20 protein-coding genes are annotated in these 20,739 nt (G+C 61.5%); 14 read left to right on the top strand and 6 right to left on the bottom strand.

The features are described from left to right. The first annotated feature begins 184 nt into the window (after positions 1 to 184). The 3 genes from AC1RTQ_RS16755 to AC1RTQ_RS16745 all read left to right on the top strand — a co-directional run bounded on the left by AC1RTQ_RS16755 (position 185) and on the right by AC1RTQ_RS16745 (position 2,966). A complete protein-coding gene (locus AC1RTQ_RS16755; protein WP_492877354.1) occupies positions 185 to 1,378 on the top strand; it encodes a phosphoglycerate kinase in 1,194 nt (397 codons plus the stop codon). Positions 1,379 to 1,675: 297 nt separating this feature from the next. Then, positions 1,676 to 2,155, top strand: coding sequence for a Crp/Fnr family transcriptional regulator (locus AC1RTQ_RS16750; RefSeq protein WP_302092588.1), 480 nt, complete (start codon positions 1,676 to 1,678; stop codon positions 2,153 to 2,155). A 142-nt stretch (positions 2,156 to 2,297) separates the two neighbouring features. Then, entirely contained in the window at positions 2,298 to 2,966 is a 669-nt protein-coding gene (locus tag AC1RTQ_RS16745) for a hypothetical protein (protein WP_492877352.1), read from the top strand. A 22-nt stretch (positions 2,967 to 2,988) separates the two neighbouring features. Here the strand turns inward: AC1RTQ_RS16745 and AC1RTQ_RS16740 are convergent, their stop codons facing one another. After that, complete coding sequence (locus AC1RTQ_RS16740) at positions 2,989 to 3,546, bottom strand: adenine phosphoribosyltransferase (RefSeq protein ID WP_003066840.1); 558 nt, start codon at positions 3,544 to 3,546, stop codon at positions 2,989 to 2,991. Between the two features lie 111 nt (positions 3,547 to 3,657). Between AC1RTQ_RS16740 and AC1RTQ_RS16735 the strand changes: the two genes are divergently transcribed. Genes AC1RTQ_RS16735 through AC1RTQ_RS16720 form a run of 4 tightly spaced genes read left to right on the top strand, consistent with a single transcriptional unit; the run spans position 3,658 to position 6,652 of the window. Continuing rightward, on the top strand, positions 3,658 to 4,659 hold the full coding sequence (locus AC1RTQ_RS16735; protein WP_492877350.1) for a KpsF/GutQ family sugar-phosphate isomerase: 1,002 nt from the start codon (positions 3,658 to 3,660) through the stop codon (positions 4,657 to 4,659). After that, on the top strand, positions 4,659 to 5,219 hold the full coding sequence (locus tag AC1RTQ_RS16730; RefSeq protein WP_034350998.1) for a KdsC family phosphatase: 561 nt from the start codon (positions 4,659 to 4,661) through the stop codon (positions 5,217 to 5,219). The genes AC1RTQ_RS16735 and AC1RTQ_RS16730 overlap by 1 nt, the downstream gene beginning before the upstream one ends. Next, the gene (gene lptC, locus AC1RTQ_RS16725) at positions 5,216 to 5,836 is read left to right on the top strand and encodes an LPS export ABC transporter periplasmic protein LptC (protein WP_492877347.1); all 621 of its coding nucleotides are present in this window, start codon (positions 5,216 to 5,218) and stop codon (positions 5,834 to 5,836) included. Before AC1RTQ_RS16730 ends, lptC begins: the two co-directional genes overlap by 4 nt. Positions 5,837 to 5,839: 3 nt before the next feature. Beyond that, the gene (locus tag AC1RTQ_RS16720) at positions 5,840 to 6,652 is read left to right on the top strand and encodes an SDR family oxidoreductase (protein WP_492877345.1); all 813 of its coding nucleotides are present in this window, start codon (positions 5,840 to 5,842) and stop codon (positions 6,650 to 6,652) included. Between the two features lie 75 nt (positions 6,653 to 6,727). Here the strand turns inward: AC1RTQ_RS16720 and rbp (AC1RTQ_RS16715) are convergent, their stop codons facing one another. Both rbp (AC1RTQ_RS16715) and rbp (AC1RTQ_RS16710) read right to left on the bottom strand, forming a co-directional pair. After that, positions 6,728 to 7,222 (bottom strand): RNA-binding regulator, encoded by a 495-nt coding sequence (gene rbp / locus AC1RTQ_RS16715; protein WP_492877343.1) that lies wholly within the window; start codon positions 7,220 to 7,222, stop codon positions 6,728 to 6,730. Positions 7,223 to 7,462: 240 nt separating this feature from the next. Further along, a complete protein-coding gene (gene rbp, locus AC1RTQ_RS16710; protein ID WP_302092581.1) occupies positions 7,463 to 7,861 on the bottom strand; it encodes an RNA-binding regulator in 399 nt (132 codons plus the stop codon). A 496-nt stretch (positions 7,862 to 8,357) separates the two neighbouring features. Between rbp (AC1RTQ_RS16710) and AC1RTQ_RS16705 the strand changes: the two genes are divergently transcribed. The 6 genes from AC1RTQ_RS16705 to AC1RTQ_RS16680 all read left to right on the top strand — a co-directional run bounded on the left by AC1RTQ_RS16705 (position 8,358) and on the right by AC1RTQ_RS16680 (position 15,395). Continuing rightward, positions 8,358 to 8,927 carry a TMEM165/GDT1 family protein gene (locus tag AC1RTQ_RS16705; protein ID WP_302093152.1) on the top strand — a complete coding sequence of 190 codons (570 nt, stop codon included), beginning with the start codon at positions 8,358 to 8,360 and terminating at the stop codon, positions 8,925 to 8,927. Between the two features lie 217 nt (positions 8,928 to 9,144). Next, on the top strand, positions 9,145 to 10,374 hold the full coding sequence (gene metX / locus AC1RTQ_RS16700; RefSeq protein WP_492877340.1) for a homoserine O-acetyltransferase MetX: 1,230 nt from the start codon (positions 9,145 to 9,147) through the stop codon (positions 10,372 to 10,374). Then, positions 10,371 to 10,955, top strand: coding sequence for a methionine biosynthesis protein MetW (gene metW, locus AC1RTQ_RS16695; protein WP_003066861.1), 585 nt, complete (start codon positions 10,371 to 10,373; stop codon positions 10,953 to 10,955). Before metX ends, metW begins: the two co-directional genes overlap by 4 nt. Positions 10,956 to 11,252: 297 nt before the next feature. Continuing rightward, positions 11,253 to 12,737 carry a methyl-accepting chemotaxis protein gene (locus tag AC1RTQ_RS16690; protein WP_492877337.1) on the top strand — a complete coding sequence of 495 codons (1,485 nt, stop codon included), beginning with the start codon at positions 11,253 to 11,255 and terminating at the stop codon, positions 12,735 to 12,737. Between the two features lie 118 nt (positions 12,738 to 12,855). Next, on the top strand, positions 12,856 to 14,349 hold the full coding sequence (locus tag AC1RTQ_RS16685; RefSeq protein ID WP_302092578.1) for a M20 family metallopeptidase: 1,494 nt from the start codon (positions 12,856 to 12,858) through the stop codon (positions 14,347 to 14,349). Positions 14,350 to 14,519: 170 nt separating this feature from the next. Next, positions 14,520 to 15,395: an alpha/beta hydrolase gene (locus AC1RTQ_RS16680; RefSeq protein WP_492877335.1), complete on the top strand. Its 876-nt coding sequence runs from the start codon at positions 14,520 to 14,522 to the stop codon at positions 15,393 to 15,395. Positions 15,396 to 15,398: 3 nt separating this feature from the next. Here the strand turns inward: AC1RTQ_RS16680 and AC1RTQ_RS16675 are convergent, their stop codons facing one another. The 3 genes from AC1RTQ_RS16675 to AC1RTQ_RS16665 all read right to left on the bottom strand — a co-directional run bounded on the left by AC1RTQ_RS16675 (position 15,399) and on the right by AC1RTQ_RS16665 (position 18,149). Further along, entirely contained in the window at positions 15,399 to 16,133 is a 735-nt protein-coding gene (locus tag AC1RTQ_RS16675; RefSeq protein WP_492877333.1) for an SOS response-associated peptidase, read from the bottom strand. Positions 16,134 to 16,137: 4 nt separating this feature from the next. Further along, a complete protein-coding gene (locus AC1RTQ_RS16670) occupies positions 16,138 to 16,878 on the bottom strand; it encodes a 16S rRNA (uracil(1498)-N(3))-methyltransferase (RefSeq protein ID WP_492877331.1) in 741 nt (246 codons plus the stop codon). Positions 16,879 to 17,042: 164 nt separating this feature from the next. After that, positions 17,043 to 18,149, bottom strand: coding sequence for an aminoglycoside phosphotransferase family protein (locus tag AC1RTQ_RS16665; RefSeq protein ID WP_302092574.1), 1,107 nt, complete (start codon positions 18,147 to 18,149; stop codon positions 17,043 to 17,045). 243 nt (positions 18,150 to 18,392) lie between these two features. Here AC1RTQ_RS16665 and AC1RTQ_RS16660 point away from each other — a divergent pair, with 243 nt between their 5' ends. Further along, the gene (locus tag AC1RTQ_RS16660) at positions 18,393 to 20,738 is read left to right on the top strand and encodes an LPS-assembly protein LptD (protein ID WP_492877532.1); all 2,346 of its coding nucleotides are present in this window, start codon (positions 18,393 to 18,395) and stop codon (positions 20,736 to 20,738) included. Position 20,739 lies beyond the last annotated feature (1 nt).

Below are 20,739 nucleotides of genomic sequence, written 5' to 3'. Positions count from 1 at the left end.
TTTCATATTAGCTACCGATAGAAAGGCTTGAAATCCAGTTACAGAGCGCACAAGATGCTCCTGTTTTTGAGTCGAGTAAGCGTGTAAAAGCGATGCCTGAAAGAGGTGATCGCCCTAGAATGCAGGCAGATTTTTTGTTTTCCAACCTTTGTATGGGCGACTTTCGGAGTCGCTTTTTTGCTGCATGAACATCATCCGCTTCTCCGATCTGTGCGCCCAGGGCAAGGCCCAGGGACAACGTGTTTTCATCCGTGCCGACCTGAACGTGCCCTTGAACGACGCCGGTGAAATCACCGAAGACACGCGTGTGCGCGCTTCCGTGCCGGCCATCGAAATGGCTTTGAAGGCCGGCGCTGCGGTGATGGTCACCAGCCACCTGGGCCGCCCCACCGAAGGCGAATTCAAGCCTGAGGACTCGCTGGCACCCGTGGCCAAGCGCCTGTCCGAGCTGCTGGGCCGCGATGTGCCCTTGGTTGCCAACTGGGTGGACGGCGTGCAGGTCGCGCCCGGCCAGGTCGTGCTGCTGGAAAACTGCCGCGTCAACGTGGGCGAGAAGAAGAACAAGCCCGAGCTGGCCCAGAAGCTGGCCAAGCTCTGCGACATCTTTGTGAACGATGCCTTCGGCACCGCTCACCGTGCCGAAGGCACGACCTACGGCATCGCCGAATACGCCCCCATCGCCTGCGCCGGCCCGCTGCTGTCGGCCGAGATCGACGCGCTGAACAAGGCCCTGGCTGCGCCCGCCCGTCCCCTGGCCGCCATCGTGGCCGGCTCCAAGGTGTCCACCAAGCTGACCATCCTCAAGAGCCTGGCCGACAAGGTGGATCAGCTCATCGTGGGCGGCGGCATTGCCAACACCTTCATGCTGGCTGCCGGCCTGAAGATTGGCAAGTCGCTGGCCGAGCCCGATCTGGTGGCCGATGCCAAGGCCGTGATCGACGTCATGGCTGCCCGTGGCGCCAATGTGCCCGTGCCCACCGACGTGGTCACCGCCAAGACCTTTGCAGCCGACGCCATGGCCACCGTCAAGAAAGCCTCCGAAGTGGCGGACGACGACATGATTCTGGACATCGGCCCGCAAACCGCAGCCCTGCTGGCCGAGCAGCTCAAGAAGGCCGGCACCATCGTCTGGAACGGCCCCGTGGGCGTGTTCGAGTTCGACCAGTTTGCCAATGGCACCAAGGTCATCGCCCAGGCGATTGCCGAGTCCCCCGCCTTCAGCATTGCCGGCGGCGGTGATACTCTGGCCGCCATTGCCAAGTACGGTATTGAAAAGGATGTGGGCTACATCTCCACAGGCGGCGGTGCCTTCCTGGAAGTGCTGGAGGGCAAGAAGCTGCCTGCCTTCGAGATCCTGGAAAAGCGCGCCAATGGCTGATTTCCATTGAAAAGTGTCGCTAACCCAACTGGGAAGAGCGATGTAAGCTATCAAAAAAGGATCGAATCATCGATCCTTTTTTGCTTTGACGCGAATGAAGATGCAGACACTTTGGGGAAGTGACAGTAACTCCGCACGGCAAGTGATTGGCGGGACTGTCAGAGTCGCTTAGCATTCAGCCTGCGTTGATGGTGAGCCATGGCGCGCTATGAATTTCTTTTACCCTGAGCGGCCGGGATGTGTATCCGGATTTGTCCAACCGGATGACATGCGGCGTTCGCGTTCTACCCACTGATTATGTTCGCTTCAACACCTCAGGATTTGTCGGCGCTGATCCAGGCGATGACGACCTCGGTTGCCACCGATACCGCTCAAAACGTGCTCAATGCCGCTCAATGGGAGTTGTTGGCGCCGTATCTGCAGCCGATCAATCTGGCAGCCAGCGAGGTGTTGTTTGCCGAAGGGGCGCTGGACCGCAATCTGTACCTGGTGGAGTACGGCTCGCTGAGCGTGCATTACCAGGATTCGAAAGAAAGAATCCGCCTGGCTTTGGTGGGGCCGGGGGCGATTGTGGGGGAAGGGGCCTTTTTCGCCCATCGACCACGCAAGGCCACGGTTCAAGCCGCAGCGCCCAGCCGTCTATGGTGTCTGACTGCGCTGCGTTATTCCGAAATTGCCAACCGCCAGCCTGCTCTGGCGCTGGCGCTGTTGACCATGGCAGGCCAGGTGCTGGCCCGCCGCGCAGGGGACACTCGTCGCCGGGTGGCCAGCACCTGAGTGAAGATTTTTTGTGTTTCGACCGGGCTTGGCGCTTGATCCACGTCGGACAAAGGCTAATATTTCGTTAAATGTCACGAGCTGCTCCAGACCTGGAGGCAGAATGTGTCTTGTTGTAAATACTGCTTGTTCGAGTGTGCTCATGTCCCTGTTCCGATGGTTTTCTCGCGGGCCTCGCCGAGAAGGTAGCACGCAAGCACCGCGCCACGAGGATGATCCTGTAGCGCGTCAGTCGCAGCGCCGTGAGCGCTCTGCCAGACGCGAGCAGCTGTACGTCATCGTGCGTGAAGCCATGGTCAGGGTCGGCATTCTTTCGGCCGGATACAAATTCAAGGTGCTCTCGCTGGACAGCGTTGGTCAGCGCTTTGTCGTGATGGTGGATCTGGCTCCTGCATACGCTGCGGATGCTCAGCAGCAAAGACGTATCGAGGCAATGATTGCTGAGCTCGCCAGAACCCGTATGGATGCAGGGGTTCATGCCGTTTACTGGCGCGTGAATGGGCAGCTTCAAAGTGCTGCTAGCCCGGATTTTGTGCAGACGCAGTTTTTTGACGGGGCTGTACCCCCGATGCAGGCACCTCGCCATGCTCCGGTTGCGACACATTCAGGCCGTTCTTTCGAGCCCATTGACGCGCAGGAAATGGATGCGTTCAAGCAGGCCGTGGCCATGGCTGCGGGATCGCCTGCGAGTGTGCGCCAATCACGCCAGGTGCCATTGCTGGGCCCTGGCTCTGGCCATGAGGAGGGGGGCGAATTTGCCGTGTCCGGACTGGGCTCTCTGGGCACGACCCAGTACGGAGAGCTGCGCTGATCCAGGGCTGCTGCTGGGTTGCTCAGTGCCCGGCAAAGTCAACCAGAGTGAACAGGGGCAGCCCGCTGTCCTTGAGGTGCTTGGAGCCGCCCAGTTCCGGCAGATCCACAATCGCTGCGCCTTCCACCACGGTAGCCCCCAGCTTTTCCAGCAGTTTCTTGCCGGCCATCATGGTGCCGCCGGTGGCGATCAAATCATCAATCAGCAACACACGGTCGCCGGACTTGACGGCATCGGTGTGCAGCTCCACGGTAGCGCTGCCGTATTCGAGCTCATAGGTTTCCTCCACCGTGGTGAAGGGCAGCTTGCCTTTTTTGCGGATGGGTACAAAGCCGACGTTGAGCTCGTGAGCGATCACTGCACCCAGAATAAATCCGCGCGCATCCAGGCCGGCCACCACGTCAGGGCGCAGCTTGGGGTCCATGTAACGGTGAACAAAGGCATCGGTCATGATGCGAAAGACCTTGGGATCTTGCAGCAGGGGTGTGATGTCGCGGAATTGCACGCCCGGCGCAGGCCAGTCCGGCACGGTGCGGATATGGTCGCGCAGATAGTCGTTGACGCTGGTGGAAGTTTGCATGGGGCCGCCTGAGTTTTTGAATGCTCGCCAGTGTATGGGCTCAGGTCTGAAATGCGGGCCAAAGGGATGTTGCCCGCTGCCCGGCAAGCATGGGCTGGCTAAAATCCGGGCATGAATTCTGATGCTGCCAATTCGCGTCTGATCGACGCACCGCGAGCTTTGAGCCTGGCCCGAGAGGCCCTGGATATAGAGGCCGCCGCCTTGCGTGCGATGTCGGCGCGCCTCAATGGCGCATTCACGGCGGTGATTCAGCGCATTCTGCAGCTGCCGGGCCGTGTGGTGGTCATGGGTATGGGCAAAAGCGGGCATGTGGGCCGCAAGGTGGCCGCGACGCTCGCGTCCACAGGGACCCCCTCCTTTTTCGTGCACCCCGCAGAAGCCAGTCATGGCGATCTGGGCATGCTGACGCAGGACGATCTGGTGCTGGCCTTGTCCAATAGCGGCGAGACCGATGAGCTGACCGGCGTGTTGCCCGCCATCAAGCGCATGGGCGTGCCCCTGGTGGCCGTGACCGGCGGTCTGCAATCGACACTGGCCAAGCATGCAGACTGGGTGCTGGACACCCATGTGGACAAGGAAGCTTGCCCCTTGAACTTGGCACCCACTGCCAGCACCACGGCTCAGCTGGCCATGGGAGATGCGCTGGCCGTGGCCTTGCTCGATGCCCGGGGCTTTGGTGCCGAGGATTTTGCTCGCTCGCATCCCGGAGGAGCTCTGGGTCGACGCCTGCTGACCCATGTGCGCGATGTGATGCGTCGTGGTGTCGATGTGCCCCAGGTTGTCCAGGATGTGAGTAGCGTGGACCTGATGCGCGAAATGAGTGCCAAGGGCCTGGGCTGCTCCGCTGTGGTCAACGCATCCGGTGAGCTGGTGGGGATCTTTACCGATGGTGATTTGCGCCGCTGTGTGGAAGCAGGCGTGGATCTGCGCAGCCGCTCGGCGCGGGACGTCATGCATGCCAGGCCTCTGACGATCAAGCCTGATCTGCTGGCGGTTGCTGCGGCACGCATGATGGAAGAACATGGCATTACTGCAGTGTTGGTGGCCGACGACAACCAGCTCCTGCAGGGTGTGGTGCATATTCGCGATCTGATGCGTGCCAAGGTGATTTGATGAACCGACCTGCTCTGACACCCCGCCAGCAATGGGACCCACAGCTGTTGCTCAAGGCCCAGGGAATTCGTGTGGCCTTCTTCGATGTGGATGGCGTCCTGACCGACGGCGGCCTTTACTTCTCGGGCGAGGGTGAGGTCCTCAAGCGCTTCCATACGCTGGACGGTCATGGCCTGAAAATGTTGCAAAAGGCCGGCATCACGCCGGCCGTGGTGACGGGGCGAGACTCCGCGCCGCTGCGTTTGCGCTTGAAGCAACTGGGCATTGAACATGCGCGCTTTGGCACGGAGGACAAAGTGCCGGCTGCCGAGTCCATCCTGGCTGAACTGGGTCTGCAATGGCCGCAGGCCGCCGCCATGGGAGACGACTGGCCCGATCTTCCTGTCATGCGTCGCAGCCACTTTTCCTGCGCACCCGCCAATGCCCATGACGAGGCATCGCATGTGGCGGACTGGGTCAGTGCCAAGAATGGCGGAGAGGGGGCGGTGCGGCAGTTCTGCGATCTGCTCCTGGCCGCTAATGGCGCTTATGCGGCGCTGCTTTCGGGGTATGGCTCATGAGTGGGCAATGGCGCCGTGTGGGCGACAAGGCCTCGATGTACCTCCCCGTGCTCATCATGGGCCTGCTGGCACTGGGCACCTGGTGGCTGGTGCGCAATGCTCCCAAGCCGATTGTCAGTGGCACGGAGAAGGTCGTGCGGCATGATCCGGACTATTTCCTCAAAGACTTCGTCATCAAGAATTTCGAAGCATCGGGCCGCCTCAAAAATCGACTGAATGGCACGACAGGTGAGCACTTTCCCGATACCGATACGCTGGAAGTCTACGACGCACGCATGCTGAGCTTCACGCCTGATGGGCGCAAGACCGTGGGCAGTTCCAACCGGGCACTGAGCAATGGCGATGGCTCGGAAATCCAGATGTTCGGCCAGGCCGTCATTCAGCGCGAGCCGGTGCCTGCAACTGCAACCCAGAAGGCTTTGCCCGCCATGCGGCTGGAGAGCGAATTCCTGCAAATCTGGCCCAATGACGAGCGCGTCAGTACCAACAAGTCTGTGGTCATGACCCGTGGCAATGACAGATTTACAGGTGACAGCATGCAGTACGCGCACCTTGACCAGATTCTGCAGATGCAGGGACGGGTCAAGGGCGTCATCCAGCCCAGCCAGAAGCCATAAGCCATGGCAGGACATGGGGCCGGACTCGTCTACATCACCGGTGCCTCCAGCGGCATAGGTCAGGCCCTGGCCTGGCACTACTACCAGCTGGGCTGGTCGATCGCCTTGGTGGCAAGACGTACCGCAGTCATGGAGCAGTGGGCGCAGTCCATGCGAATGGATGCATCCCGCTACGCCGTTTATGGTGCGGACGTCACGAACATAGCAAGTGCTTGCAGTGCTGCGAATGCCTGTCTTGAGCGCCAGGGCCTGCCCGATGTTGTTATTGCCAACGCGGGTGTCAGCTGGGGCGTGGATACCTCCTTGCGCGAGGATCTTGAGGTCATGCAGCAGGTGCTGGCCAGCAACACCATGGGGCTGGTTGCAAGCTTTCAGCCGTTTATTGCTCCCATGGTGCGACGCGGCTCCGGGCGTCTGGTGGGTATTTGCAGTGTGGCCGGTATTCGCGGCTTGCCCGGCCATGCCGCATATTCGGCCAGTAAAGCGGCAGCCATTGCTTACTGTGAGAGTCTGCGCGTTGAGTTGCAGAAATCCGGGGTCTCTGTGACCAGTTTATTGCCTGGCTATGTGGACACTCCGTTGACGAAAAATAATCCGTATTCCATGCCTTTTCTGCTCTCGCCCGAGGAGTTCGCAAGGCGTGCCTTTCGGGTTATCGAGCGCAAAGCCAGATATGCGATTATTCCCTGGCAGATGAGGATTGTCGGCAGCGTAATGCGGATGCTGCCCGCTTATCTATGGGATAGATTGACTCTGGGGAAAACCAGAAAGCCCAGGCATCTAAAAAAGGATGAGTGGAAGACATTGGGGAAATGACTATGCATTTGAATGCCTTCAGAAATAAATAAAGGCACGTTATCGTGCCTTTATTGCCGAGCTGCTAAAAGAAGCTCATTCGCCGTGATTATTGCCGCCACCGTAGCCACCGCGACCACCGTGGCGTGGTCCTGAGCCATAGGGACTGCGGAAGCCGCCTTCGCCGCGACCACCACCACCGCCATAGCCGCCGCCGCTATCGCCACGACCATAGCCACCACCTTCACTGCGGCCACCGTAACCGCCATCGCGATTACCGCCGCCAAAACCGCCTTCACTGCGGAAGCCGCCTCCATAACCGCCGGTGCGAGGGGGGCGGGGTTCCATGGGGCGTGCCTCATTCACGATGAGGCTGCGACCCCCGAGGGGCTGGCCATTCATGCCTTGAATGGCAGCTTGTGCTTCTGCTTCGCTGGCCATTTCCACAAAACCAAAGCCTTTGGAGCGGCCGGTGTCTCGTTCCATCATGACGCGTGCACTTGCTACGGCTCCAAACTGGCTGAATGCCTGCTCCAGATCGTTGTCGCGCACACCATAGGGAAGGTTGCCGACATACAGCTTATTGCCCATTAATAACTCCTAGCTCCTCAATGCTTCAATGGCGCGATCGAATTCAGGATGGCCGCCGCATATTCATGGGAAAACATGCCAAAAATCCTGAAAACCTATTCGCTTGTGAACGGGAAATGCCCGAGAAAGGAATTATGACGGAGAACAAGGAAAAAAATAAATGCTCGAAAACCGCGTTGCTAACGTTTAGCAACAAAAAAAGGATCCGAAGATCCTTTTTTTGTTATTGGCAATAACTGATTAGTAGCTATTGCGACGGCCATAGCCGCCACCGTCGCCACGGCCGCCGCCAAAGCCGCCGTCACCACGGCCGCCGCCGAAGCCGCCGCCACCACCTTCACGGCCACCGCCGAAGCCGCCACCAAAGCCGCCGGAGCGGGGAGGACGAGGCTCCATGGGACGTGCTTCGTTCACGACCAGATCACGGCCGCCACGGTTTTGGCCGTGCAGGCCTTGGATAGCGGCTTGTGCTTCGGCATCGCTGCCCATTTCCACAAAGCCGAAGCCCTTGGAGCGGCCGGTGTCGCGCTCCATCATCACCTTGGCGCTGTTCACAGTGCCGAATTCGCTGAAGCTGTCTTGCAGATCTTGGTCGCGGAATGTGTAAGGCAGATTGCCTACGTAAAGCTTGTTGCCCATGCTGGACTCCTGAAAAAACTTGAAAACGCGATGGAGCCCTAGGGAGTCAGCCTTGGATGACAACATTAGAGACGCTAACGCACTTGCTCCGATCCGAAAATTGCTTTCCAGACGAAGACTCATACATTATGAGTCACAAGAGAAGCCGTTGTATTACGAAAAGATCAAATTTCGTGTTGGTAACAACATTGTCCCGATAGGAGTTACCCTGAAATACAAAATTTTGAATATTCAAATAAGCAGTTGTCTTACAGGGTTAAACAGATAGAATGATGACTTACTTTCTTTGGGGAGTAGGCCGTTCGGCAGCCAGCTGCCGGATGCATGCGTCAACAGACTTGGGTCCTCGTGACCTATGGCGCATGCGGTACCGCGTGCAATGCGTGGTGCGACCGGTCGAGACCATTGATTACGTACCGAGAAAACCTATGAAGAGATAGGCCGGAGTCGGTGCGTGATCAATGCGTTCTGGCAACTCCGGCCATCTATCCCCATCATGGAAGCCTTTCTCATATCCACCTCCATCGTCGCCCTGGCCGAGATGGGGGACAAGACCCAACTGCTGTCATTGGTATTGGCGGCCAAGTTCCGCAAACCCGTCCCCATCGTGGCCGGCATTTTTGCCGCGACGCTGGTCAACCATGCTCTGGCCGGCGCCGTGGGCAACTGGATCACCACGATGCTAGGTCCCGACGTGCTGCGCTGGATCTTGGGGATTTCGTTCATCCTCATGGCGGGCTGGATGCTGATTCCCGACAAGTTGGATGATGACGATACCGGCAATGGCGCCGGGCGTTGGGGTGTCTTTGGTACGACGCTGATGCTGTTCTTCCTGGCCGAGATGGGGGACAAGACCCAACTGGCCACGGTGGGCCTGGCCGCCAAGTACCCTCTGTCGTATTACTGGGTGGTGGCTGGCACCACGCTGGGCATGATGCTGGCCAATGCGCCGGTGGTGTGGTTTGGCGAGAAGATCACCAAGAAGCTGCCGATCAAGACGATTCACCGTGTGTGCGCCGTGATCTTCCTGGTGCTGGGTGTGGCGGCGCTCCTGACCAAAGTGTGACACTACCAAAAGCATAGCTATTTGCACAAGGCTCAAAAGGCTTGGACAGCTTTGACAGTCTCCTTTTGAGCTCGGTGCAATGAATGCAGTACACTGGACTTTTCACGCGCCGATTTGCCAAAGCTTGCGGGCGCTTTATAAATCCAGCTAAAGACCCGTCCGCGAAGTGACAGTACACCGACCCGGCCTCGTTTTTAGCGATGCCGGGTTTTTTCATATGTCCTTCATCGCGACACCTCAGTTCATGCATTTTGATGAACCGCTGCCCTTGCAGAGCGGCGGCTCCATCGCCGATTACGACCTTGCCTTCGAGACCTATGGCCAGCTCAATGCCGACAAGAGCAATGCCATCGTGGTCTGTCATGCGCTCAATGCCTCCCACCATGTAGCCGGCAGCTACGAGGGCCAGCCCAGGAGCGAAGGCTGGTGGGACAACATGATCGGCCCGGGCAAGCCTGTCGATACCGACAAGTTCTTTGTCATCGGCATCAACAATCTGGGCTCCTGCTTCGGCTCTACCGGCCCCATGCACACCAACTCGGCCACGGGCAAGCCCTATGGTGCGGATTTTCCCGTGGTGACGGTGGAGGATTGGGTGGATGCGCAGGCCCGCCTGCTGGACCGCCTGGGCATCGTGAGGCTCGCCGCCGTGCTGGGCGGCAGCCTGGGCGGCATGCAGGCCCTGTCCTGGTCGCTGCGCTATCCCGAGCGCATGCGCCATGCCGTGGTGGTGGCCAGCGCGCCGAATCTGAACGCCGAGAACATTGCCTTCAACGAGGTGGCGCGTCGCGCCATCGTCACCGACCCGGATTTCAACGGCGGCCATTTCTACGAGCATGGCGTGGTGCCCGCGCGCGGCCTGCGCATCGCGCGCATGATCGGTCACATCACCTATCTGAGCGATGACGTGATGAACCAAAAGTTCGGCCGCAGTCTCAGGGCCACCACGCTCCCCGCTGCACCTGAATCGCTGCCTCCTGAGGGAGCTGGCCCGACTCGGGGCGGCCCAGCGTCGGATCGGCGCGATTACCTGTACAGCACCCAGGATGTGGAGTTCCAGATCGAGAGCTATCTGCGCTACCAGGGCGAGAAGTTCAGCGGCTACTTTGACGCAAACACCTATCTGCTCATCACCCGTGCCCTGGACTATTTCGATCCGGCCCGTTCCCATGATGGCGATCTGACCCGGGCGCTGGCCGTGGCCAAGGCCAGGTTCCTGCTGGTGAGCTTCACGACGGACTGGCGCTTTGCCCCGGCGCGCAGCCGAGAGATCGTCAAGTCACTGCTGGAGAACAACCGCGACGTCAGCTATGCCGAGATCGACGCCCCCCATGGCCATGATGCGTTTTTGCTTGATGACCCACGCTATATGGGCGTGATGCGCTCCTATTTTGAAGGCATTGCCAAAGAACTGAACACCGCCGAGCGCGCAGGAGACACCGCATGACCGAGTTGACCACCATGAAAGCCATTGCCCAGTTGGTGCCCGAGGGCGCACGCGTGCTGGACCTGGGTTGCGGCGACGGCGCGCTGCTGGAGCATCTGGTGCGAGAGCGCGGATGTACGGGCTATGGCGTGGAGCTCGACGATGCCAATGTGCTGGCCTGCACGCGCCGCGGCGTGAACGTGCTGCAGCTCAATCTGGAGGACGGCCTGGCCATCTTCGGCGACAACAGCTTCGATGTGGTGCTGCAGATCGACACGTTGCAGCATTTGCGCAATGCCGAGGTGATGCTGCAGGAGACGGCCCGCATCGGCAAGCAAGGCGTGGTTGCCTTTCCCAACTTTGCACATTGGCAAAATCGCTTCTCCGTGCTGCGTGGGCGCATGCCGGTCACGCGTCGCCTTCCCTATCAGTGGTATGACACACCGAATATCCGCGTGGGCACCTACAAGGACTTCGAGGTGCTGGCTACCAAGAACCGCTTGCGCATTCGCGACTCCTTCGGTCTGCAAAACGGTCAGGTGGTGAGAAGCTTGCCCAATCTGTTGGCGACAACGGCGGTGTTCCACTTCGAGCATGCCTGATTGCTGCTCTTGAAACAGTAGCTGATTGCGATTCATGGGCAATGAATCGGGTATGGATTCATATCGAATTCATTGCCTGATAAGAGCCGGAAGCTCTTAAATTTGAGAGGGCCGCACTCCTGAGGCAAGGCGGTGCTGCTGCTGCAATGCAAAGATGTAAGCATCTGATTCATAATCAACTGCTTATTTCTTTTTGATCTGAATCAATGCACTGAAGCTTCGGCCGGTGCGCGCCTTGCCATGCGTTTTAGTTCCCGTCTCATTTTTTGCTCGGCTGCACCTGCAGCCTTGTTTATTTTGGCGCTGCTTAGCAGCCAGTGGGGGCTGACCCGCACACAGTCCGATTTCAACGACTACCTGAGGAACAACCAGGCCGTGGTGGCGCAGCTGCAGGAGCTGTATGCCCAGGGTCTGCAATCGGGCCAGGCACTGCGCAATATCGTGATGGATCCGTCGGACGGGCAGGCCGTGCAGAACCTGGGCAATGCCCGTCAGGCCTATGACGCCGCCTATGATGACCTGAGCCGGCGCGTGCAGGGCACGGCCATGGAAGTCGCCGTCAAGAGCTTGCAGGCCTTGCGTCAGGCCCAGTCCGAAGCGCAGGACCAGATCGTGACTCTGGCGGCCGAGGACTATGACGCCGCCGCCGCCGCGCTCAAGACCCGGGAAACCCCAGCTTGGCGCAAGCTGCGCGAAGCCGTGCTGCAACAGCTCAAGGCGGCCCGCGATGCGGCCGAAGCATCGCATGCGGCCACTCGTGCCAGCGCCCAGCGCATGCAGCTGTGGTCGGGTCTGCTGGCCCTGCTGGCCGTGGCCATCTCGGCCGCGCTGCTCTGGGTGATGGTGCGCACGCTGCGCAGCGAGCTGGGCGGAGACCCGGCCGATGCGCGCAAGGCGTTGCGCCGCGTGGCCGATGGCGACCTGACTGGTGGGAGCTCTGGCAGCATGGCACGGGGCCTGATGGCCGATCTGCAAACCATGCGCGGTGCGCTGCGCGAACTGGTTCAGCGCGTGCACGGCGCATCGGTGCAGATGCAACATGCATCCAGCGAGATTGCCCAGGGCAATGCCGACCTGTCTGCCCGTACCGAAAGCCAGGCCAGCGCGCTGGAGGAAACGGCGGCCAGCATGGGGCAGCTCAACGCCACCGTGCGCCAGAACGCCGACAGTGCCCAGACGGCCAATCAGTTGGCGCAGAATGCCTCGCAAGTGGCCCGGCAGGGCGGTGCCGCGGTGGCGCGCGTTGTACAGACCATGCAGGACATCAACACCAGCAGCTCGCGCATTGCCGACATCATCGGCGTCATAGACGCCATCGCCTTCCAGACCAATATCCTGGCACTGAACGCGGCCGTGGAGGCTGCACGCGCCGGTGAACAGGGCCGGGGCTTTGCGGTGGTGGCCAGCGAGGTGCGCGCCCTGGCGGGGCGCAGCGCCGATGCGGCCAAGGAAATCAAGACGTTGATCACTGCCAGCGTGGAACGCGTGGCAGACGGCAGTGCGCTGGCCGACCAGGCAGGTCACACCATGGACGAGATCGTCGCCGCCATTCACCGCGTGACGGACATCATGGGCGAGATCAGCGCAGCGAGTAACGAGCAGAGCGCAGGTGTGGCCCAGGTCGGCGAGGCGGTCATGCAGATGGACCAGGCCACGCAGCAAAACGCTGCCCTGGTGGAGGAAAGCGCAGCCGCTGCCGAGGGGCTGCGGCAACAGGCCGAAAGCCTGCTGACAGAGGTTTCCCGCTTCCAATTGGAGCGCGGTGCGCTGGCATTGCACTAAACCCTGATCCGCCATGTCAATGCCTGGGGGGCAGGCACCGCCACCAGCATTGGCGCACAATCACGGGCATGGCGCGAGCCCGTCATGGCTCGCAGCACCGTCACTGAAGGAGCCGACCATGAACGCACGTACTCCCACCAATCTGCTGCAGCCACAGGATGCGCTGCAGCACATCACCGAGCAGTGGGATCAGAGCATCGTCCCCGAGCTGACGAACTACATCACCATCCCTGCCAAGTCGCCCATGTTTGCCCCCGACTGGGAGCAGCAAGGCCATATCGCCACCGTACTGCGCAACGCTGCGGCCTGGGTGGAGGCGCAAAAAGTGGCCGGGCTGAAGCTGGAAGTGATTCAGCAGCCGGGTCGCACGCCGGTCATCTTCTTCGAGGTGGAAGGCACGGCCGAGAAAGCCTCGACCAGCCCCACGGTGCTGATGTACGGCCACCTTGACAAGCAGCCCGAGTTTGAAGGCTGGCGCAGCGATCTGGGCCCCTGGACGCCCAAATACGAGGACGGCAAGCTCTACGGCCGTGGCGGAGCCGACGACGGCTATGCGGTCTATGCCAGCGTGGCGGCGATTCAGGAGCTCAAGCGCCAGAACGTGCCTCACCCCCGCATCGTGGCCATCATCGAGACCTGCGAGGAAAGCGGCTCGGCCGATCTGCTGCCCTATGTGGATGCCTTGCGCCCGCGTCTGGGCGATGTGGGCCTGGTGATCTGTCTGGACAGCGGCGCCGGCAACTACGACCAGCTGTGGCTGACCACCAGCCTGCGCGGCATGGCCAGCGGCACGCTCAAGGTGCAGATCCTCACCGAGGGCGTGCACTCGGGCGATGCCTCGGGCGTGGTGCCCTCGTCCTTTCGCATCATGCGACAGGTGCTGGATCGTCTTGAGGACAGCAAGAACGGCCGCGTGCTGCCGCAGAGCTTTCACTGCGAGGTGCCGCTCGAGCGCATGGCGCAGATCCGCGCCACGGCAGACATCCTGGGCGAGGATGCCTATGCGCGCTTTCCCTGGGCGCATTACGACTGCGGCGGCTCGGCCCGTGTGTCCCTGCCCACGACTACCGATCCCGTCCAGGCTCTGGTGCGCCGCACCTGGGAGCCCACGCTGAGCGTGACCGGTGTGGAGGGGATGCCCAATCTGCAAAATGCCGGCAATGTGCTGCGCCCCTACACGGCCTTCAAGCTCAGCCTGCGCCTGCCGCCGCTGGTCGATGCCGCAGCCTGCGTGCAGGAGATGAAGGCTTTGCTGGAGGACAACGCGCCCTATGAGGCCAAGGTGACCTGGGAAGGCCTGTCCAGCTCCAGTGGCTGGAATGCGCCGGGCATGGACGGCTGGTTCGAGAATGCACTCAATGCCGCCAGCCAGGCCCACTTCGGCGCCGGTTGCGGCTATATCGGCCAAGGCGGCACGATTCCGCTGATGAACATGCTGAGCAAGGGCTTTCCCAAGGCGCAGATGATGGTCTGCGGCGTGCTGGGCCCCAAGAGCAATGCCCACGGTCCCAACGAGTTCCTCCATGTGCCCTATGCCAAGAAGCTCACGGCTTCGGTGGCCGAGGTGATCGCCGCCATGGCCCGCCATCAGACGGAGCCGGCGCAGGCCTGACGTAAGCATCGAGAAGACAGCCGCTGGCGCTTGTACCCAAAGCGTCTGGTGCTATCTATCTTTGATGGCTCCATGGCTGGTTTCCGTGGTTGGACCGGGGACTGCCACGGTTGACGTGCGCTGGTGCCGGCTGCATCCTGCAAACTCTTGTCAGACTGAAGAGATCGTGCATGACGCCCACCGATTCCAGTACCTATCCGTCCCGGCTGCTGCATATGGCCGCATCTGACGCCACCCAGCTTGCGCTGCGCGATTGGCCTCTGGCGCCGGGCGTCAAGCCCCGTGCCCAGGTGCTGCTGGTCCATGGTCTGGGCGAGCACAGCGGCCGCTATGCCGCGCTGGCCCGGCGGCTCAATGACTGGGGCTTTGCGGTGCAGGCCTATGACCAGTACGGTCACGGCCTGTCGGGCGGGCCCCAGGGCGGTCTGACCAGCGATATGCGCCTGCTCGACGATCTGGCGGTGGTGCTGGATGCCACGCGTGCAGCCATGCCCAAGCATCAGCCTCTGGTGCTGCTGGGCCATAGCCTGGGTGGGCTGGTGGCTGCAGATTTTGTCGCTTCGGGCCTGCGCCATGTGGACGGGCTGGTGTTGTCCTCTGCGGCGCTGGCCCTGCATCTGTCGGGTGTGCAAAAGGCGCTGGTGGCGAGCTTGCCCAGACTGCTGCCCAATCTGCGCGTGACCAATGGCCTGCAGTCCGCCCATCTCTCGCATGATCCCGAAGTGGCGCTGGCCTATGACGCCGATGCGCTGCAGCACCGGCGCATCAGCGCCCGGCTGGCGCGCTACATGGCCGAGGGCGGCCGCCATGTGCTGTCCAAGGCGCCGGCCTGGTGCGTGCCCACGCTGCTGCTATGGGCGGGCGATGACAAGCTGGTCAACCCGGCCGGCAGCGCCGCCTTTGCCGCCCAGGCGCCACGCGATCTGGTGCAGTCCCAGTGCTTTGAGACGGCCTATCACGAGATCTTCAACGAGAGCCCTGAACTTGCCGCGCCGGTATTTGCACGGCTCGAGCAGTGGCTGGACCAGCGCTTTCCTGCGGCTTGAAGATCACAGCAGGGGCGGCGGCTGCTTGCGGCCTTTTTCCACCGGGTTGGCACGCAGCTTTTCCGCAGGGTAGGGGCGCAGAAACTCCTTGGCCTTGTTCACCTTGGCATTGAGCCAGGCGTCATATGCACCTTCGTTGAGGATGGCGGGCATGGCCTTGTCGTTGCCGGGCTGGCCGTAGCGGTTCATCAGCGCATGGGCATTGGCATTGATGGTGATGAGGGCGTAGCTGACGATGACCTCGCCGTCCTCACCGACCCAGCGCGCCCAGACGCCGGCGGCGCCCATGGGCTGGTTGTCCACGCGGGTGATGCGGGTGGGCAGGGGCTTGCCGGGGCGCAGGTCGTCGACCTGAAAGGCCTGCATGGGCACGATGCAGCGCTGGCCTGCCAGCCAGGCATCGCGAAACGCCGTTCCCGTGGTCAGATTGTCTATTTTTGCGGTCACCAGCTTGAGCGCGCGCAGGCGGCCGTCAGACGCGGACTTGACCCAGTGCGGCACCAGGCCGAAGCTGGCGGGCACCAGTACTCGCTCCACTGGCAGCGCAGGTGCTCCTTCTTCGGGAGCTGCAAACGTTTGACCCAAAAGCGCTGCAGAGGATTCTGCAGCTGCATTGACGATGATGAGACCCATGCGACGCGGGGTCAGTACAGCCTCGGGCAGAGACTCGGGAGCCTCCACGCGAAAGTTCTGCAGATAAAACTCGGGCTTGGCCAGAGAGAGGTGACAGCTGCTCATTGATTTACTCCAGGGCCAGCAGGGACAGGGTGGCAACAGATGCTGTTTCGGCGCGCAGCACGCGGGAGCCGAGGCTGGCAGGTTTCCAGCCTTGCTCCAGGGCCCAGTCTTCTTCCTGGGCGGTCAGGCCCCCTTCGGGGCCATGCAACACCCAGACTGCCTGGGCATCGCCGGCGGCGGCGCGCAGCGGCTGATTGCCCTCGCGCAGCGACAGCACCAGACGCGCTGCATCGGCCGCAGGTGCCTGCTTGCTGCGCAGCCAGTCGGCCAGCGACAGTGGGGCATGAATCACGGGTACCTGATTGCGCCCGCATTGCTCGCAGGCCGAGACGGCAATCGACTGCCAGCGCTCGATCTTCTTGTCGGCGCGGTCGCCCTTGAGCTTGAGCACGCTGCGAGCCGCCATCACGGGCTGGATGCTGGCCGCACCCAGCTCGGTGGCTTTTTCCACCAGCCAGTCCATGCGCTCGTTGGCGGGCATGCCCACCACCAGATGCACGGCACGTGCGGCTTCGCGCTCGGCGGGGCTGTGGCTGTCCACGCGCACGCCTACATCGCTGCGGCCCATGCGGGTGATGGTTGCCTGGAACTCGCCGCCGGTAAAACCGTTGCCGGTCTGGCCCTCAAACAGGGTGATGACATCGCCGGGCTGGTGGCGCAGCACCTGCACATGGCGGGCGGCACCTGCAGGCAGGTCCAGTTCGTGGCCGATGTGCAGTGGAATGGGGCAGTGATAGCGCGGCATAGGGGAAATGGATATTTGTTACTTGCGGTTAGAGCTGCTTCGCAGCTTGTAAATCTGGCCCCTCTAACCTGGGGACACCGCGCAAGGGCCGCCCCGCAGCGCTGGTGTCGTCCCCCTCCGCGAAGCAGAGAGGGGGAAGCCGCAAAGCGGCTCAGGGGGTATATCTACATTCTTCCGTAGGCGTAACCGACCTGCGTCTGGATACCCTCGATCTCGTCGATCAATTTGAGGAACGGACCCAGCGCGCGGTAGCGGTTGCAGGTGGAGCGGATGTAGTGGATGAAACGAGGCGCATCGGCCAGATACTTGGGCTTGCCGTCGCGCAGCGTCAGGCGCGCAAAGATACCCGCAACCTTGAGGTGGCGCTGCAGACCCATCCATTCAACCCCACGGTAGAACTCGCCGAAGTCATCACCCCAGCCGCTGGCGCTGTTGGCACCCACCAGGCCGGCCTTGCGGGCCTTTTCCCAGTAACGGATGGTGATGTCGATGATGAAGTCCTCTTCCCAACTGATGAAGGCATCTCGCAGCAGGCTGGCGATGTCATAGGTGATGGGGCCGTAGACGGCATCCTGGAAGTCCAGCACGCCCAGCGGCGCGCCGCTGGACACCGGTTGCATCAGGTTGCGCATCATGAAGTCACGGTGCACATAGACACTGGGGGCTTGTAGATTGTGGGCGACGATCTGATCGAAGGCCTTGCCGAGCAGTGCCTGCTGCTTGTCGTCCAGCGTGAACTGGCGGTGCTTGGCTATGTACCAGTCGGGGAACAGCTGCAGCTCGCGGCGCAGCAGGGCTTCATCATAGAGAGGCAAGCTGCCGGTATTGCCGGCCTTGGAGGCCAACTGCCAGTCCAGCAGCACCTCGATGGCCGAGCGGTACCAGGCTTCGGCATCCTGGGGTTTTTCGGGGTGCAGAGCCTCGATGACGGTCTGGCCGCCCAGGTCGCTGAGCAGCATGAAGCCGTGGCCGGCGTCCCAGTCCAGAATCTGCGGCACGCACAGGCCGGCCTGGTTCATCAGGCCCTGAACCTTGGCAAAAGGCGCGCAATCTTCCTTGTCCGGCGGCGCGTCCATGACGATCAGGCTGTTGCCATCGCTGCGATCCAGGCGCAGATAGCGGCGAAAGCTCGCATCGGCCGAAGCGGGGCGCAGGGTTGCAGGAAGCAGCAGGTGCTTTTGAGCCAGCGGTGCCAGCCAGGCGTCGAATGCGGCGTGGCGGGCAGAATCTGCCCAGGCAACGCCAACTGTGGGGGTGATAGGAGCGGTCATGGATAATCGGATTTTACAAACCGATGCCGCCTCATCTGTGGACAGTGGTGCTAGGCTCTCGGTTTTCTGTTGACGTGTGCCTGGGCACGCGCGCTTTTGACGTTCAAGATCATCGTGCAATCCCCATCCCATCCGCGAGATTTCCTACCTGCCTGCTCTGCCCGTTCGACGCGTTCGGGAGCTGCGCGGCCGGTGATTCGTCCTCTGGCATGGGCTGTGGCACTGGCATGGGCGGGTGCTGGCATGCAGGCCTATGCCCAGTCGGCCGAGACGACAGCATCGTCCTCCTCCAGCGTTGCGGGCGAGTTGCCTGCGCTGCAACTCAAGTCCAGCAGTCTGTTGCAGGAGAGCTATCCTCAGGAAGTGCGCGACCAGCAGCCCACCTATATCAAGGGTGACAGCCTCTCCGGCCAGCCCGATCTCAAGGCCTCGGTCCATGGCGAGGCCGAGTTGCGCCGCGGCGACACCATGATCCGAGCGGACAAGCTCGACTATGCGGTTCCGGACGACAGGATCAACGCCGTGGGCTCGGTCCACATCAACCAGGCCGGCAATGTCTACGAGGGGGCGACGCTGGACCTGCAGATGGATGCCTTCAAGGGCCAGTTCGACAATGCCAACTATCGCTTTCTGGCCACGGGCGGCCATGGCGAGTCCTCGCGCGTGGACTTTATCGACAAGGATCGTTCGGTCGTCCATGACGCCACCTACACCACCTGCCAGCGTGATGACGAGGCCAGCTGGGAGCCGAGCTGGGTGCTCGAGGCCAAGACCATTCATCTGGACATGGCCGAAGAGGTGGGGGTGGCCGAGGGGGCGTCCTTGAAGTTCAAGGGCGTGACGGTCCTGCCCGTGCCGCGCATGAGCTTTCCGCTCTCGGACAAGCGCAAATCGGGCCTGCTGCCGCCCATGATAGGCATGGACAAGCTCGGCGGCATCGAGTACTCGCAGCCCTATTACTGGAATATCGCTCCCAATCGCGATATGACCATCACGCCCACGCTGATGACCAAGCGCGGCGTGAACCTGACAGGGCAGTTCCGCTATCTGGAGCCCAGCTACTCTGGCGAAACCTATGCCAGTTACATGCCGGGCGACAATCTGCGCAACCGGGATCGCTGGGGCTATTCCTGGCAGCATCGCACGACCATTGATACACCTGTCGGCGGTCTGGGGCTGAACCTCAATCTGAACCGCGTCAGCGACGGCGATTACTGGCGCGACTTCCGTCTGGCTCCCGTGGTCCTGCGCCAGCGCCTGCTGCCCAGTACGGCCAATCTGAGCTGGGCCAAGGGTGACGGGGTGCTGAGCCTCAATGTGCTGCGCTATCAAGTGCAGCAGGATGTGACTTCGCCGATTGCGCCGCCCTACAGCATGGTGCCGCAACTGCAGTACCGTTACACGCCGCTGGATCTGCCGCATGGGCTGGATTTCACCGTGGTCGCCGACACCACACGTTTCGAGCTGATTCGTCCCATCGCGGGCCAGGTGGGCAACAACGGTCAGCGCAGCTATGTCCAGGCACAGATGAGCCGGCCATTCCTGTCTCCCGGCGCCTTCATCACGCCCAAGCTGATGCTGCATACCTCCATGTATCAGACCGATCAGCTGATGAGCAACGGCAGCAAGAGCGCCAACCGGACCTTGCCCACCTTCAGCCTGGACAGCGGCCTGATCTTCGAGCGCGATACCTCCTGGTTCGGCAAGAATCTGCTGCAGACCTTCGAGCCCCGGGCCTTCTACACCTATACGCCTTATCGCGACCAGAGCATGCTGCCGCTCTATGACACAGGACGCAGCGACTTCAACTTCGCGAGTATTTTTTCCGAGAACGACTATGTCGGCCAGGACCGCATTGCCGACAACCACTTGATGACCCTGGGCGCGACTTCGCGCTTCATCGACCCCGAAAGCGGTGCCGAGAAGCTCAAGTTCGCCGTGGCCCAGCGCGTGCGCCTGTCCGATCAGCGCGTGCTGCTGCCCGGAGAGGTGGCCGCCACCAGCAAGCTTTCCGATATTCTGCTGGGCGCGGCCTTCAACTGGACCGACAAGTGGTCGCTGGAAGGCACGACCCAGTACAACAAGGACTTGAACCGCACGGTCCGTACTACGGCCACGGCGCGTTACAGCCCAGGCAACTATCGCACCTTCAACATCGGCTACCGCACGCAGCTGGATACGGTCACCAAGAAGCCCTCCAGCGAGCTGGTGGATGTGGGCTGGCAATGGCCCATCAATGACCTCTGGGGTGACAAGGGCAAGGATCTGGGCGCCGGTCGCGGTCAGGGCGGCGGCCGCTGGTACGCCGTGGGCCGCCTCAACTACTCCATCAAGGACAACAAGCTGGTGGATACCGTGGTCGGCCTGGAGTACGACGGTTGCTGCTGGATTGGCCGTGTGGTGCTGGAGCGTCTGCAAAGCTCGGTCGTCCAGTCCAATCTGCGTCTGCTGTTCCAGATGGAGTTCGTGGGCTTCTCGCGACTGAGCTTTGGTGCCGACCCCACCTCCAGTCTCAAGCAGAATGTGCCGCGCTACCAATATTTGCGTGAGGCGGTGACTCCGCCCAGCCGCTTTACCAATTACGATTAAT

This window comes from Comamonas sp. GW821-FHT11H03 (genome assembly GCF_058807955.1).
This window is presented reverse-complemented; position numbering and strand designations above follow the sequence as displayed.